The following is a 15,349-nucleotide window of genomic DNA, read 5'->3' as shown; positions in this document are numbered from 1 at the left end:
TTAACTTCTTTTTGTTGCTGGTATGGCGGGTGATTCAGTGCTGTTAAACATGTGCTTCGGTATTTTCTTCTTCGGGCACATCACACTGATTCGGGATCGTGCAACCTACGCCAACCGTTGGCAGATATGCGGCAATGAATTTCGGATAAGCCCAGGCGCCGAAGCACGCACCGGCAATCGGTCCGATGATCGGCACAATAAAGTAGGGGATATCCTTACCGCCAGTCAAGGCAAAGTCCCAACCTGCCAGATACGCGAACAGTTTGGGGCCGAAGTCTCGGGCGGGGTTCATGGCAAAGCCGGTCAATGGTCCTAATGAGCTCCCGATGACCGCAATGAGTATCCCGATCAGCAGGGGGTTCATTGCGTTTCGGTGTGCACCGTTATTTTCATCACCGAGCGCCAGAATCCCAAACATCAACACCGCAGTGATAGTAAATTCAACCGCCACGGCACCAAAGAAGGATAACGATGCATTCGGATAAGTTGAAAAAATACCGGCGGTTGCGAGTGCCGCCTGACTGTTGCGCAGTATGTCATGGGTGACTTCATAGTTGGCAAATAGGTTGCTATACAACGCGTAAATCAGTGCCGCAGCGCAAAATGCGCCGAGGATTTGTGATGCGATGTAAGGCAGTACTTTTGCTTTGTTAAAACCGTGGAATGCTGCCAGAGCTATCGTGACTGCAGGATTGATATGTGCACCAGAGACACCAGCCGTGCAATAGATCGCAATCGACACACCGAGCCCCCAGATGATACTGATTTCCCATTGTCCAAATGAAGCACCGGTGAGGACCAGCGCTGCCACACAGCCAACACCGAAAAATATCAGTAACCCTGTTCCGATAAATTCAGCAATGCATTCCCCTAGTAGGGTATGTTGTTTTGTTCGAGCCATAGGTAAGAATCCTTATTTTACTCACATATATGCACGTATGCAGGGCTTATTCTGCATAGAAAACTTTGCGCGAAAACAAACAAACATAATTAATGAGTGTTCGAACACAGTTGTGAGCCTTTTATTTCTATTTTTGTTAATTAGAGCATAATTTTAAGGTATGACATTCTGTTTAATGGAACAATGCTGACGCTAAAATGTCAGTTTTGAGCCGAGAAATAGCCTATATTTTCCATTTGTATTAATAAAAATGTTTATAAAAGTATTGATAGTTGTTGTGCTATCGTTGATGGATGACTGCTGTTCATCCGTATCTATAGGGGAAGGGAGGGCGATTCATGCAAGAGTCAGCTGACTCTGCTACGTTATCCTGAGCCCATCATCATTGTAATAAACCGCGTAATATGACGCTCGCTCATTGAACCATTGATTGATTAAAAATGTTCGTTCGCTCTTTTGTGAGCAATATATCGAACATTTTAGATAATAAATGACACACTATTTGTAAGTACATTGATATCAGAAGGTTCATATACATGGCGGTTGCCCGAAGATTGGAAACAGATGTCGTTATTATTGGTGGTGGTGCAACAGGCACTGGCATCGTGCGTGATTGTGCGTTACGTGGCATCGACTGTATTTTACTCGAACGGGATGATATTGCTTCCGGGACGACGGGGCGAAATCATGGTTTATTACATTCGGGCGCGCGTTATGCTGTGACCGATCCTGAATCAGCAAAAGAATGTATTCAGGAAAATCAAATCCTCCGGCGGATAGCCAAACACTGTGTCGAACCGACCAACGGTTTATTTGTCACGTTACCGGAAGATGATTTAGCTTATCAGGAGACGTTCATCAAGGCTTGTGGTGTCGCCGGCATTGAGACGACACGTTTAAGTGCCAGAGAGGCGCTGGTTTTAGAGCCGCATGTTAATCCACAGTTGCTTAGTGCCGTCAAAGTGCCTGACGGCACATTAGACCCTTTTCGGTTGTGTAGTGCGAACATTCTGGACGCGAAAGAACATGGTGCGCGTGTATTGAATCGCACATGGGTCCAAGGCCTGATTCGTCAGGGGGATACTGTGCTTGGCGTTCGGGCTTGGCGTTCGGACACCCGTGAACATCTCGATATATACGCCAAAGAGGTGATTAATGCTGCTGGTATCTGGGGACAGAATATTTGTGAATACGCAGACCTGAAAATCCGCATGTTCCCCGCCAAAGGGTCTTTACTGATTCTCGATTACCGGATCAATAACCTCGTGATCAATCGCTGCCGCAAACCGGCCGATGCCGATATTTTGGTGCCCGGAGATACCATATCTTTAATCGGTACAACCTCTGAACATGTGGATTATGACCAGATCGACAACTTGCAAGTAACTGAACGTGAAGTCGATTTACTGTTGAAAGAAGGGGAAAAGTTAGCCCCGATTATGGCCAATACGCGAGTGCTCCGGGCATATGCCGGTGTCCGGCCATTAGTTTCTGTTGATGATGATGGCAGCGGGCGGAATATCAGCCGGGGGATCGTCTTACTCGATCATGAAGCGCGGGATGGGCTGAAAGGGTTGACGACGATTACCGGTGGTAAGCTCATGACTTATCGTCTCATGGCGGAATGGGCAACCGATATGGTCGCGCAAAAACTGGGTCATTCAGCGCCGTGTGAAACGCATATCAAACCGTTGCCCGGTGCTAACGGTATGCCGAAGACGGCGAAAAAAACCGCCAGCCTCGCCAAACCCGTTTATGAGTCGGCAATTTATCGTCACGGTGAACGTGCGGAACAATTTTTAGCGGATACCCCTGAGAGTCAGGCGGTGATCTGTGAATGTGAGATGGTCACGGCCGGTGAGATCGAATATGCGATTTCGCAACTGGATGTCAAAAACCTGATTGATCTCAGGCGTCGGACCCGCTTAGGGATGGGGCCCTGTCAGGGTGAATTGTGTAGTTATCGGGCTGCGGCGCTGTTTTCAGAATATGCTGATATGGATGGTTGTGAATCCGGTGCATTGTTGACCGATTTTCTGGAAGAACGCTGGAAAGGCATTAAACCGATCTTTTGGGGCAACGCGTTGCGGGAAGCCGAGTTCAGTTACTGGATCTATCAGGGATTGCTTGGTGTGGGAGAACAACCAGTGATCGACACCGATTCGCAGCAGGAGGAACGCCAATGATGAATTATGATATCGCCGTGATCGGCGGCGGGATTGCCGGCTATTGTGCAGCGATCCGGAGTCAGCAAGCGGGTCAGAAAACCGTTCTGATCAGTCAAGGGCAGAGTGCGTTGCATTTTTCTTCAGGCTCTATTGATGTGTTGGGTCGCCTGCCAACGGGTGAGCTTGTCGCGGATCCTTTTGCTGCCATTGCTCAGTTGCAAGCCATTGCTCAGTTGCAAAATGATGCACTCACTTCGCCAACATTACCGGGACAGACGATGTTACCGCAACAGACGAGCAGTCAGACCGGGCAACATCCGTATGTGAAAGTCGGCCAAACCGTGGTGAAGCAGAGTTTGCTGTGGTTTAAAGAGATGCTGGCCGCAGAGGTTGCGCTTTCTCATCAGCCGGATCATGCGAACCATTGGCGTATTACACCGTTTGGTACGCTGAAAGCGACTTGGTTATCTCAGCCTCATGTGTATCAGCATCGCGATCGCGCGAAAGCCGATTTTCGCGAAATTGTGATTATTGCGCTGGCTGGATACCGTGATTTTCAGCCGCAAATCCTGAAGGATAATTTAACCCGCGTTGCTGATTTTGCCGGGCTGCCGATACGAATTGCCACGATTCATCTCCCCAGTGTTGAGCACGGTCAGCGTCATCCTTGTGAACGACGCTCGCTTGATATCGCTCATCTGTTGCAACAAGCGTCAATTTGGTCGGCATTTTGTGAACAACTGACCGAGATGACCCAGTCCGATGATTTGGTGATCTTGCCTGCGGTCATAGGTCATGGCGATGGGATGGCAGTCTTAGATCGCTTACAACAAGCAACGCAGCGTCATTTTCATGAAGTCCCGACGATGCCACCGTCGTTGATGGGCATTCGCCTCGAAGCGGCTTTACACCGGATTTTTATTCAGGCGGGGGGCGTTCATCTCAAGGGGGATCAAGTCCTTGGCGGCCATTTTGAAGGACATCGTCTGACGAAAGTGTATACCCGTAATCTGACCGATATTCCGGTGCGGGCCGATCAATATATTATGGCAACCGGCAGTTATTTCAGTCAGGGACTTCAGGCATCACGACAGGTGATCAAAGAGCCCGTTTTCGGGTTGGACGTCGCGCAAATCACACCGAGAACACAATGGGGCGGACATGATTTTATTGCCGATCAACCGCATCCGTTCATGACCTTTGGGGTGTCAACCAACGATCAGCTGAATCCGAGTTATTGCGGGGAAACGATCACGAATCTTTATTGTTGTGGGGCAATGCTGGCCGGATATGACCCCGTGTTTGAAGGCAGTGGTGGCGGTGTTGCCATTGCAACTGCGTATCATGCCGTTGCGCAATGCATCACCGATAATGTTTGTCCGGCAACTTGTCAGGAGGCTCTTTCATGAATCGTCGTTTTACTCAGCTTGCCCCTCAGAGCACCTCGTTTGAACAGTGTATCAAGTGCACGGTATGTACTGCTTATTGTCCTGTTTCGAAGGCGAATCCTGACTACCCGGGCCCGAAACAGTGCGGCCCGGATGGTGAACGTTTACGTATCAAGAATCCGGCTTATTACGATGAAGCGTTGAAATATTGCACCAACTGCAAACGGTGTGAAACCGCATGTCCTTCCGGGGTCAAAATTGGCGATATGATCGCTGTAGCCCGGGGGAAATATGGTCAGGAGCCGCTCAATCCGAAACGCATCCGTGATTATGTCCTCAGCCATACGGATCTGTTCGGCACACTGGCATCACCACTGGCACCGATTATCAATGCAACGACCGCGTTACCGATGGTCAAAAAAGCCATGCATCAGGTGATTGGTGTTCACCAGCATAAATCATTACCCAAGTATTCACACGGGACATTCAGACGGTGGTTCAGACAAAACTGCACCCGTCAGCCGTTGTATCAGCATCAGGTGACTTATTTTCATGGCTGTTATGTGAACTACAACCATCCGCAACTGGGCAAAGACTTCATCAAAGTCATGAATGCGATGAACATCGGGGTTCGCTTGCTGGAACGTGAAAAATGTTGTGGTGTGCCTTTGATGGCGAACGGATTTCATCAGAAAGCGCGTCAGAATGCTGAGGCAAATATTCAATCGATGATAGCGGCTGTACAGGATTATCAAACCCCGATTCTTTCCACGTCATCGACCTGCTCTTTTACATTGCAACAGGAATATCCGCATGTGCTTGGGGTCGATAATTCTCAGGTTGCTGACAAAATCGAATATGTGACGCGATTTTTATTGCGATCATTTATGAATGGGCAGCAACCGGCGATGAAACCATTGAATCTGAATGTGGTTTATCACACGCCTTGTCATTTGGAACGCAGCGGGCAAGCGATTTTTACTATTGAATTACTGAAAATGATTCCGGGAGTGACGGTAACGGTTCTCGATAGTGAATGTTGTGGCCTTGCCGGAACATATGGGTTTAAGACCGAGAACTATCCGGTATCGATGAAGATCGGTGCACACTTGTTTGAATCGATTGATCAATCCGGTGCAGACATGGTGATCACCGATTGTGAAACCTGTAAATGGCAGATCGAGGAGAACACCCAACTTGAAGCGATTCACCCAATCAGTTTGCTGGCAATGGCGATTGAGTGAAAGGCAAATAGAGTCGGGAAGATTCGGATCATCCTACTGATAGGATGACTTCGGTGTTCGTGGGGATGAACAGAAAACAACCTTTAACGACTGTGCATGCATAGCCAGTCGTTAATTACCGTTTAATCAGGCAATACCATTGTTGTTTTTCGTGTCCTTTATTCCTAGAAATTGTATTCTGCACCGATGGTGAAATAACTATCGTTTTTCAGGTACGCAATAGGTTCGTTATTGGCCATGGACGATAAGTAGTAACCTTCTATGATCAGCTTCCAATTTTCATTGATCCGTCTTGATGCCGTTAGTTTGTATATAGGTGACGTTTGTTCCAAGTCAAATAACCCAGAGAGTAATAGTTCTGTATCTTTAATATCGTTTGCCTGCCAGCGTAAACCAAGAAATAGGTCATTATTATAGATGGTTGGTGGTGCAGAGCTATCACGATCATCCCATGCATATTCGCTGATCAATCCAAGTGTTCCCTGACTAAATGAGAAGCCATAAACTGAATACTCAAATCCGGTTACAAGAGTGGTGTAGTCTCGGCCTTCTCCTGACTTATAAGTACTTTCCCATTTGAGGAGTAAGTCGTCCTGGGTCCATTGCAGATCGACACCTAGTTGGAAGATGGTGGCGTAAGATGCCTGCCAGTCATGAGTTTGTTCAACCAGCAGTGGCTCACGGCTGTTACCATAGAAAGCACTGATACCGACATCCAAAGCATCTTGCCAAAAACCGACCCGGACTGCGCTATCGATAGTCTTTTCTCCATCTGGGTAAAGAGCTTGGTCTCTGACCGGTTTAGTCAAGCTCCGACGCTGGTCTGGTTCGCGAAACTGGCGTGGTTGATGGGCGGGCAGAAGCAGCATTTGTACATCTCCCCATTGAGGGAGCCATCGCGCCTGAAGCATGGGTTGCCCTATTTTGTCCTTCGTTCCGAGGGCTATATGTCCGTCATATTGGTTCACGACATTAACTGGCTGATAAACCTCCGTTACCCCCCAATAAACAATGTTATAACCCAGTAACCATTCAATTCCGTCGCCAGCATAGGTGAGATTGGCTTCCCTAAGGTTGATAAATCCTTGTTCGGATTGAGTTTCATATTCTACGTAAGGGTTGAATGTTGCTGCCCAACCTGAATCATTCCACCACAACAGGCGAGGGGCAAATAGCATTCGGTTAGCTAATGTATTGCAGCATTGTTCGGATTGGGCATCATCTTTGTATATATCAGCTATGGCACTGACAAAGCCTTCGGTTTGCCAATCCGCCCAAGCAAACTGGGTAAAACCAAGTGCTAGCGCAGTTGTTAAGAATCGATGCTTTACTGCCATCAGTGGTACCTGTATGCATTACGTAGTTGCTTCGGCTCGAACTGAGCCTGCGAAACATCCTCCCCCATCGTCATATTTTGCCATGTTAGTGAAGAAGAACGTTTACTTTGCAGGTTATCCATTTGCGCGAATTTAGGGCGCCAGTAATGTTGATTGTGAAGCTCATATTGAGAATTGGTTAGCTGTTTAAATAGAATGCCTTTACGATCATAATATTCAATTTTTCTCGGTTGATAGATATCTTGATCAATCCAAGCGATCAACTTTGAGTATCCGGAATTTTCATAGCGAGGGAAACAGGCCAGCAACCAATAGGCTCGTCCATCCTGTTTTTTTTCTTTTACTAACTCATAGCGATATTTATCCAATTCCCAAGAACTCATGTCTTCATAGGCGAATTCACTACCCATAAATGGACCCGAACGATTATTCGAGGAAATACGTTTGATCCGTTTAATGGAAGGTAGGTACAACCATTGATCGTCTGCATCAATTGCATGACTGAAAGTCAGAAGTGCAGTGCCCGCAATATCTCGGGGGGCCTGAAAGTAAGTGATGATCTTATCGCCATCATGCTCTTGCTCAATGCCTTTAATCGTGAGTTCTCTGTGTACGCTATCGCCATTTGCTGCCGTGATCGACATTTCCACATCCGACGTATAGGAAATATACCCTGTGTCGCGAGCAATCATTTCACTTGCAACATCTAGCCCAGTGAGCCCTTCTGCTGCGGTGGCTGTTGAGAGTGTTACCAATAAACTGAGAAATATCCTCATAGCTAACGCCTTATTGTTATTGAAGATTGTTATTGAAGAACGAGTCTAGCTATGAAATATACAAAGTTTAGTCAAGGAGTGAACCTATACGAACGGATAGTACCGGTAGACATTCGGACAGGATAAAAATAAATATGCAGTATGTAGAATAAAAGACTCTGGAGCCAATGCTATTTAAACAACAAGGAGTGTTTGTTTTATGGAACTGAATCTTTTAGATAAGGAAATTAACGAGGTCATCACCAGCATTGATGACATTTTGGGGCCTTCTGAGCAGCGTTATTTTGGTGAAGGCTATAAGCGTACACAATATGAATGCAACATCAATTATGACAAAGATAATGCGCAAGGTTTAGTGAATGTTTTATATAAAACTGACTGGTCACAAAAGAACACACAACATCGCCGTCCTCATATGAGTACGATTGATGCGTTCTTAATTGCTGGACGTGTTTCTTATGGCATTATCAAGCGTCACTATCAACTTTCTTCTCATCAGTCTTCACAGGCGTGGATTCGCCATGTATCGATCAAAGCTGGATCTGATGCTTTAGAGGACCTGGGGAACGTTAGGCTGTCGGCTGAGCTTTCCAATACCACCAACTCTCCCGATAGCCTATTTGGTACATTAACACGAGTCAAAACCAATCTCGGTAGCATGGAAATTGAAGTGGTCATCGACCATGAGGCTATGGTCGAACATTCATGTTCCATTGAGTCAATTACAGATGATGATGAATATTTCACCAACGACTTCCGATTACGTAGCTGCCACCTTGCTAATAATACCTTTTATGATTCAACTGGTGCTGTTTCCAGTGAATTACTTTTTCAGTGTTCGGGCAAGCCATCGACTGGTGCAATGGGGCAATATCCGTATGCATTGATGATGGTAGATTGGCTGACATGTTTTGCTCAGTTGTCACAGTTGGTTATGTATCGACTCGATAAGCTTGACCGTAGTAAAACCTACAATTTGTGGATGCGTTCCGTATCGGTAACGACGCCATATCCAATTATTCCACGTCGCAAACATATGCTTACACTTTGCAGTATGAAGAATTCACTGGTGAAAAAGAAAGACTTTTCATGGCGACTTGCCACCGTAAATGGCGCTGTATCCGGCCATCCAGAATTCAGTATAACCGCCAAACTTTGTCACCAATTACCACAAGGAGAGTCAGCATGAAAATTGCCATCTCAGGAACTTACTCAACAGGAAAAACCACTCTGACAGAAGCCCTTGCTATTGCGACTCAGGTTCCTCGTACTCAAGCTCGTACTATGCGTGAGATTCTACCAGATGCAGTGCCGGGCAAAACATTGGAGCAGTGTAATCCAGCCGAGCTACTAAACTTGGGACTGAGTCGATTGAGCGAGCGTGTTGTTAATGAAGAACGGTGTGGTGATCACTTTTTCTCGGATGGTTCTTGTTTGCACGAGTGGGTATATGGTGCAGCACGCCTAGAAACGGGGATCAACCCAAATGAAAGTGATTTTGTCCTTGCAATGAAAAGATTTATCAGTAAGCCATATGCGCCTATTCACCGAGGCTATATTGATGCGTTTGGCAATGTGGCAAAGCGTTATGCGAAAAAAACTTACAGTAAATTTGTTCATCTACCGATTGAGTTTGATTTAGTAGAGGATGGGCACCGCCCCGTATCCGATAATTTTAGAAGGCTCTCTAACGACCTTTTGCTCTCCACTGTTAAAGAACTCAACATTCCCCATATCTCTGTTGGTGGTGATCTTCGTAGCCGCTTACTGACTATTGCAGAACACTTCGGGTTGCCCTTCCATGTGGACCCCGATGAAGCTATCGAAAAAGCTGTGAGCAAGGTGAAAGCAGAGGCGATAGAAATAGAAAACCATCGACTGTCAGTATTGGCTGCTCAACAGGCCTAATTCAAAGGAAGTTTCGACTCATGAAAAACTGGACAAAACTTAGAGCTTTGCTCGCCTTAGCGGGCTGGCTCTGCATCATGGCCCTTGCATTTGTTGGCTTAGGGAAGCTCAGCCTGAACAATGACTATAAGGTATTCTTCAGCGAAGATAATCCCGATTTGATCGCATTCGAAAGTATTGAGGAAAAGTACAACAGTAATGATAGTGTATTGATTGTACTCCATCCAAAATCTGGCAATGTGTTCCAGGAAAATGTATTAAAAGCGGTACTTGAGCTTACCGAGTACGGTTGGAAAACCCCTCATTCTTTCCGTGTCGATTCTCTGACTAACTACCAGTACACTCACGCACAAAGTGATGATCTGATCGTCGAAGACTTTGTGAACATGGAACAATTGGCGAATAGCCAGTTGTTAGCCCAGAAGAAAGCGTATGCACTAAAACAACCGGAGATAGTTAACCGGTATTTAGCGCAAGATGCTAAATCTACAGCTATCAATGTATTAGTGCATTTGACAACAGAAGAGCAGTCTGAAGAAGTCCGTGAAATTGCCCAATTCTGGCAAGACAAAATTGCGGAAATGCAGACCCGCTATCCAGGGGTGCAGTTTTACTTAACCGGACAGGTGATGCAAAACGATGCGTTTGGTGAAGCGACGCAACGAGACATGGGAAGCTTGGTACCTGGAGCTCTGCTACTCATTGTTATTGGTACGGGTATCTATCTACGTAGCTTATGGAGTTCTGTGGTCGTAACGTTAACTATCGTTTCTTCTGTCTTCATCTCATTGGGTGCTGCAGGTTGGCTAGGTATAGCAATTACGTCCCCGTCAGCTTCAGCACCGTTGATCATTCTGACTATGGCTGTTGCGGACTGTATTCATTATCTACAGGGATACAAACATGTTTTGAATAAAGGAGAAGAAAAGCTGGTGGCATTGAAACAATCGATGGAAAAACATCGTTTGCCAATTATCCTTACCAGTTTGACGACTGCTGTTGGTTTCCTCTCAATGAACTTTAGCGATTCACCGCCGTTTAACGATTTAGGTAATATTACTGCAATGGGGGTGATTGCGGCGATGCTTCTTACGCTGTTTTTTATCCCTGCTATGCTCGTAATCTTACCTTCTCGTCGTAGTAAAGAGTTCAAACATCAGAGATTGGATAAGCCCCTTGAAGCGATTGCCCGTTGGGCTATGGTCAAACCGGGAATGAAAATAGCGCTGGTTGTGATTGTCAGTGGTGTGATTGCTGCTAACCTAGTCCGCAATGATATTGATGACACTTTATTTGAATATTTTGATGAGTCTTATGCGGTGCGTCAGGCAAATGACTTTACTTATGCTAACTTGACAGGTGTTGCGAGTATTCAGTACGCGATTCGTCCAGAAAAGGGAGAGTTGGTGACATCACCAAGTTTCCTGAATAAATTAGATCAATTTGTTCAGCAAGCACGTAAGACCGAAGGCGTGTACCACATTCAGTCGCTGACGGACATAATGAAGCGCTTAAACAGTAGTCTGCACAATGACAAAGCGGGTGCATACCGTTTGGCGACTGATCCTGAGCTGTCTGCACAAACCTTATTGTTGTACGACATGTCATTGCCATACGGTTTGAATCTAAGTAATCAGGTGGCGCTAGACAAAAAAGAGCTTCGTATCACCGTCACCGCGAAGAAAATGTCATCGAATGACTTGATCGCATTAGAGTCAACGTTACGTAGTCAACTGTTGAGGGTATTCCCTAAAAGTAGTGTCAGTCCGGGGGTGAGTGCTGACATTATGTTTGCTCATATTGGTTATAGCAATAATATCAGTATGTTGACTGCTTCGGCTGCCGCTTTGTTAGTTATATCATTCTTGATCGGATTGATTCTGCGCTCAGTTCGTCTTGGCGTTATCAGCATCTTGCCAAATATTTTGCCTGCATCTATTGCGTTTGGCTTGTGGGGGATGACTATTGGTGAAGTCGGACTTAGTCTTTCTGTTATAGCAAGTATGACGCTGGGTATTGTCGTTGATGACACGATTCACTTGTTATATCGTTATCACTCATTGCGCAAAGGTGGAGAGTCGGAAGAAAAGTCAATTGTTGGTGCAGTGAAAGAAACGGGGGTCGCTGTTATCGGTACCTCAATAGTGCTTAGTGCCGGCTTCTTTGTACTAGCAAGTAGTTCCTTTAAGATGAATGCGGATATGGGCCTGATGACCGCAATTACTATTATTGTTGCATTAATACTTGATTTACTTTTGGTACCGGCTTTACTTAAGATTACAGGTAAAGAAGTGATCGCAACTCAGCATAAACCACAAGTGGCTTGATCAATGGTCACAGAGCTTAGGGCTTTTGCCCTAAGCTCTTTCTTATTAATTCAAACCCAGTTCCGTTGCCCTTGATACTGCATGGGTACGATTATGAACGCCTAGTTTCCGATAGATGTTTTGCAGATGGTATTTAACCGTACATTCATTAATATTGAGTAGTCGACCGATTTCCCAATTGCTTTTTCCAATCTTGAGCCAGGATAGTAACTCATTTTCTCTGCTGGTAAGTTGGTTCTCTGGAGGGAAATAAGTAGCCAGATGAGTTTTGTGATCTGATACCTTGTTCAAAACCATGTTGAGATGAGGCGTTAGTAGATATAAAACATTGATTTCTTCACAAGACGGTTGGCGGTCACCAAATGAGGTTAGATAAATGCTTTTTTTATTCCCATAATAACTAGCCAGAAGAAGTCGTCTGCCATAATCTGGATGTGTATGAGAATCCATCAGTGTAATGATGCCACTGTTTGAGTGTTGTAATACTGCGGTTAGTGGGTCGTTTTTTGTTGTATTCTTGCTAAAGCAATTAGTAAATTGAGCTGAAGAGAAACCATAACAAATCGGTTCCGGAGTATCATCATTATCAAACAAAGTAAGTATACTGAACTCAAAGCTGATTTCGTTCTGTAGTTCACTAAACCAGACATGAATTGAATCGGAGCTTTCTACACACCTTAACTGATTTGATAGTTCGAATAGCTTTAACTTATCCATAAGCAAATATATTTCCTAATAACATTGTCTTGTGATTTACATATGCTCTACTTTCTTATGTCTTTCATACTTTTATTGCTATACCAATTTCATTGAATGACGCATACAGTCAATTATCGAGTGATATATCAGTATTTTATATTTAAAGCCAACCTGTCCAATCGGTTTGAGATTAGGATGGTTGATTTTAGTATAACTTTTTGTTTTTGTTATAAAAATTAAGGATTAAACCGAGTTTTTATATATTAATTATTTAAATTATTCGTATTCATTATCTATGTCAATAATACATTTATAGTTTAATATAGGTTAGCTGTAATGCAAATATGCCATATCCATAGGCAAATTTTTTATCACTCGTTTAATGTGTATCCTGTAAATGATAAATAATTGTTATTTTTTATATGGATATATAGATAATTATATTTTCAGCCTGGATGGATAATATTGATACCTTTAATCTTTAGGGGAGAGGGTATTTATATGGCTTATGCCCGTGTAGCTACGCGACAGCAGATGATTCATTTTTCCAATTTATGATTGTTGATTTTGAGCCATTCATCTTATGACGCCATACTGAATGAGTATAAAAAACGCACATACTGTTATGCATAGTATGTGCGTTTTTAATGTGCCAGTCAGTTCTATCGTATAGTCATTCAAGCTAAATGTGCAAAGTGAACATCGCCTTTCCTATCACTTACGAGTAGTAGCCTTTGCTGGACATCCAAATCTCTATGGACAGTATCGATTTGGATTAGTGTTGTACTGAAATAAAACGATGAGTGACGATTTGTTCACCGCTTGGTTCATTGACACTAATTTTGAAGCTACGGGAATGGTTTTCATTGTTTTCTACAATGACAGTACCGTGCGCAGAAGTCATTAATGTTTGATGCTGACTGCCACCATCAACTTCAACAGGAACCTGGCTGACAGGTTGGCCGTTTTCAGTCACTTTGACAATCGCTTGATCGGGCAGCGTATAGATACTCATGTCGTATTGTGATTCAGATGCAAATACATTGGCTGAAAGTAGCGTTGCAATTGCAGTCACGGCAGCTAGTGATAGTTGGTTTTTCATAATCTCACCCATATTCGTTGTTGGTTGTATTTATTATTTCGTTATGTCGAGAGTGATTATGAGCCGAAATAAGTGTGACTTCGATAACATAATTTCGTTCGTTACTTTCAATTTTTTTGAACTTAGTCACGTTTGAAATATGTATGAGACGAATCATTCTATTGACTTATATCTATTTATCATATAGGGTTAATTTTGGGTTAAGACCCGGTCAGTGTCATCAACGTGTGTTTATGTGGTCCAAGGAATATTTGAGTGGCCCCGAGGAATAAACGAGTGCGCCTGCATTAAACATGAGCGCCGGTGGTGACGGTATACCGATTCGCGAAGCGATCACACATGATGGGTTATGCGAGCAGGCGTGTTGATTCCCGCAGTTCCAGTGCGCCGAAATATTCGAAATGCTGCGGGGGAGTGGTTATCTTATTGGCCATGTTAATCGCCAGATTAGTCGCATCAATGGTGAGTTGCTCGATAGGCAGAGAGACGGTAGACAGGCTTGGGATAGCATAAAATGCCGCGGGTTCATTATCGATACCCATTACTGAGATATCCTGAGGAACAGAAAGTCCTCGTTCATGTAACGCCCGGATGGCTCCGAGAGCCATATCGTCATTACAAGAAAAGATGGCACTGAATGTTTGCCCCCAATCCAATAATTGCATCACGGCGGAGTATCCCCAGATATGGGTGCTTTTCCCCTCGATAATCAGAGCTTCATTTACCGGAATATTGTGTTGAGCAAGGTGGTCGCGATACGCCTGTAATCGAAGCTGGCCGGTTTGATTGTTCAACGGTGTGGTCAGACAGACAATGTTGCGATGACCGAGTTGCAATAGATGCTCGACCGCAAGCGAACTGAGTTGGTATTGATCAAAGCTGAAACTGACCAACTGCTGTGTGGACAGACTGCGGTTTAAGACAACCAGCGGCCTCTGTGTCTGCTCTTGATAATGGACGAGTTGAGTTTCGCTGAGATAGCGACTGTAGATCATAATGGCATCACAACGCTGAAGCGCGAGTGTATTCATCGCTTCAATTTCCCCGGCTTCACTGTTATGACTTTCCATGACAAACAGCTTTTTTTGGGATTTTTGGAGCGTTTGTGCGGTCTGTTTTAAGATTGAACCGAAGTAATAGCTATCAAAATGAGGCAGGATTAACCCAATGGTGTTTGAGGTGTTGGTCGCCAATGCTTGCGCCAGAACGTTTGGTTGATATCCCAATGACTTCATCGCATCAAGTACGCGTATTCGGGTTTTCTCTTTGACTTGCGGGCTGCCGTTGATCACTCGGGAGACGGTCGCTTTTGATACACCGGCCGCTTTACAGACATCAATGATTGTCGCCATCTATTCCCTCAATGGATCATTTTCATGCACAAAGCGCGATTTTACCGGATTCCCTTGGGCGGGGGAATGATATTTTTCCGGGTTCATGAGGTAGACACTATTTCTCTATTTCTCTATAAGAAGCGCAGAAATAGTGCCGCACACACC

Annotated in this window: 12 protein-coding genes; 6 read left to right on the top strand and 6 right to left on the bottom strand. The window is 44.7% G+C overall.

From position 1 onward, the window contains the following. Nucleotides 1–43: 43 nt before the first annotated feature. Entirely contained in the window at nt 44–901 is an 858-nt protein-coding gene (locus tag OCU60_RS22590; protein ID WP_074374446.1) for an MIP/aquaporin family protein, read from the bottom strand. A gap of 536 nt (nt 902–1,437) precedes the next feature. Here OCU60_RS22590 and glpA point away from each other — a divergent pair. From glpA to glpC, 3 genes are read left to right on the top strand one after another with little or no spacing between them, the layout of a single operon-like run. After that, nucleotides 1,438–3,087: an anaerobic glycerol-3-phosphate dehydrogenase subunit A gene (gene glpA, locus OCU60_RS22585; protein WP_074374445.1), complete on the top strand. Its 1,650-nt coding sequence runs from the start codon at nt 1,438–1,440 to the stop codon at nt 3,085–3,087. After that, nucleotides 3,084–4,478, top strand: a complete 1,395-nt coding sequence (gene glpB, locus OCU60_RS22580; RefSeq protein WP_074374444.1) for a glycerol-3-phosphate dehydrogenase subunit GlpB — start codon at nt 3,084–3,086, stop codon at nt 4,476–4,478. Before glpA ends, glpB begins: the two co-directional genes overlap by 4 nt. Next, complete coding sequence (gene glpC / locus OCU60_RS22575) at nt 4,475–5,701, top strand: anaerobic glycerol-3-phosphate dehydrogenase subunit GlpC (protein WP_074374443.1); 1,227 nt, start codon at nt 4,475–4,477, stop codon at nt 5,699–5,701. Before glpB ends, glpC begins: the two co-directional genes overlap by 4 nt. A gap of 164 nt (nt 5,702–5,865) precedes the next feature. Here the strand turns inward: glpC and OCU60_RS22570 are convergent, their stop codons facing one another. Both OCU60_RS22570 and OCU60_RS22565 read right to left on the bottom strand, forming a co-directional pair. Then, nucleotides 5,866–7,038 carry a malate transporter gene (locus OCU60_RS22570; RefSeq protein ID WP_074374442.1) on the bottom strand — a complete coding sequence of 391 codons (1,173 nt, stop codon included), beginning with the start codon at nt 7,036–7,038 and terminating at the stop codon, nt 5,866–5,868. Then, nucleotides 7,038–7,814 (bottom strand): outer membrane lipoprotein-sorting protein, encoded by a 777-nt coding sequence (locus OCU60_RS22565; RefSeq protein WP_083602731.1) that lies wholly within the window; start codon nt 7,812–7,814, stop codon nt 7,038–7,040. Before OCU60_RS22565 ends, OCU60_RS22570 begins: the two co-directional genes overlap by 1 nt. Nucleotides 7,815–8,013: 199 nt before the next feature. Between OCU60_RS22565 and OCU60_RS22560 the strand changes: the two genes are divergently transcribed. Genes OCU60_RS22560 through OCU60_RS22550 form a run of 3 tightly spaced genes read left to right on the top strand, consistent with a single transcriptional unit; the run spans nt 8,014 to nt 12,049 of the window. Then, a complete protein-coding gene (locus tag OCU60_RS22560) occupies nt 8,014–9,003 on the top strand; it encodes an AvrD family protein (RefSeq protein ID WP_074374441.1) in 990 nt (329 codons plus the stop codon). Continuing rightward, on the top strand, nt 9,000–9,722 hold the full coding sequence (locus tag OCU60_RS22555; RefSeq protein WP_074374440.1) for an AAA family ATPase: 723 nt from the start codon (nt 9,000–9,002) through the stop codon (nt 9,720–9,722). Before OCU60_RS22560 ends, OCU60_RS22555 begins: the two co-directional genes overlap by 4 nt. 20 nt (nt 9,723–9,742) lie before the next feature. Beyond that, nucleotides 9,743–12,049, top strand: a complete 2,307-nt coding sequence (locus tag OCU60_RS22550; RefSeq protein WP_074374439.1) for an efflux RND transporter permease subunit — start codon at nt 9,743–9,745, stop codon at nt 12,047–12,049. 45 nt (nt 12,050–12,094) lie between these two features. Here the strand turns inward: OCU60_RS22550 and OCU60_RS22545 are convergent, their stop codons facing one another. The 3 genes from OCU60_RS22545 to OCU60_RS22535 form a co-directional block, all read right to left on the bottom strand. Continuing rightward, nucleotides 12,095–12,766: a helix-turn-helix transcriptional regulator gene (locus OCU60_RS22545; protein ID WP_074374438.1), complete on the bottom strand. Its 672-nt coding sequence runs from the start codon at nt 12,764–12,766 to the stop codon at nt 12,095–12,097. Nucleotides 12,767–13,523: 757 nt separating this feature from the next. Then, complete coding sequence (locus OCU60_RS22540) at nt 13,524–13,850, bottom strand: hypothetical protein (RefSeq protein WP_139302146.1); 327 nt, start codon at nt 13,848–13,850, stop codon at nt 13,524–13,526. 347 nt (nt 13,851–14,197) lie between these two features. Continuing rightward, nucleotides 14,198–15,202 (bottom strand): LacI family DNA-binding transcriptional regulator, encoded by a 1,005-nt coding sequence (locus OCU60_RS22535; protein WP_074374436.1) that lies wholly within the window; start codon nt 15,200–15,202, stop codon nt 14,198–14,200. Nucleotides 15,203–15,349 lie beyond the last annotated feature (147 nt).

The sequence above is a fragment of the Vibrio spartinae genome (assembly GCF_024347135.1).
Classification (GTDB): domain Bacteria; phylum Pseudomonadota; class Gammaproteobacteria; order Enterobacterales; family Vibrionaceae; genus Vibrio; species Vibrio spartinae.
This window is presented reverse-complemented; position numbering and strand designations above follow the sequence as displayed.

Bases quoted from the DNA above. Each gene is read 5' to 3' on its own strand.
- OCU60_RS22535 (WP_074374436.1), bottom strand. From the start codon at position 15,202: ATGGCGACAATCATTGATGTCTGTAAAGCGGCCGGTGTATCAAAAGCG.
- OCU60_RS22565 (WP_083602731.1), bottom strand. From the start codon at position 7,814: ATGAGGATATTTCTCAGTTTATTGGTAACACTCTCAACAGCCACCGCA.
- glpA (WP_074374445.1), top strand. From the start codon at position 1,438: ATGGCGGTTGCCCGAAGATTGGAAACAGATGTCGTTATTATTGGTGGT.
- glpC (WP_074374443.1), top strand. From the start codon at position 4,475: ATGAATCGTCGTTTTACTCAGCTTGCCCCTCAGAGCACCTCGTTTGAA.
- OCU60_RS22545 (WP_074374438.1), bottom strand. From the start codon at position 12,766: ATGGATAAGTTAAAGCTATTCGAACTATCAAATCAGTTAAGGTGTGTA.
- OCU60_RS22540 (WP_139302146.1), bottom strand. From the start codon at position 13,850: ATGAAAAACCAACTATCACTAGCTGCCGTGACTGCAATTGCAACGCTA.
- OCU60_RS22550 (WP_074374439.1), top strand. From the start codon at position 9,743: ATGAAAAACTGGACAAAACTTAGAGCTTTGCTCGCCTTAGCGGGCTGG.
- OCU60_RS22555 (WP_074374440.1), top strand. From the start codon at position 9,000: ATGAAAATTGCCATCTCAGGAACTTACTCAACAGGAAAAACCACTCTG.
- OCU60_RS22590 (WP_074374446.1), bottom strand. From the start codon at position 901: ATGGCTCGAACAAAACAACATACCCTACTAGGGGAATGCATTGCTGAA.
- OCU60_RS22570 (WP_074374442.1), bottom strand. From the start codon at position 7,038: ATGGCAGTAAAGCATCGATTCTTAACAACTGCGCTAGCACTTGGTTTT.
- glpB (WP_074374444.1), top strand. From the start codon at position 3,084: ATGATGAATTATGATATCGCCGTGATCGGCGGCGGGATTGCCGGCTAT.
- OCU60_RS22560 (WP_074374441.1), top strand. From the start codon at position 8,014: ATGGAACTGAATCTTTTAGATAAGGAAATTAACGAGGTCATCACCAGC.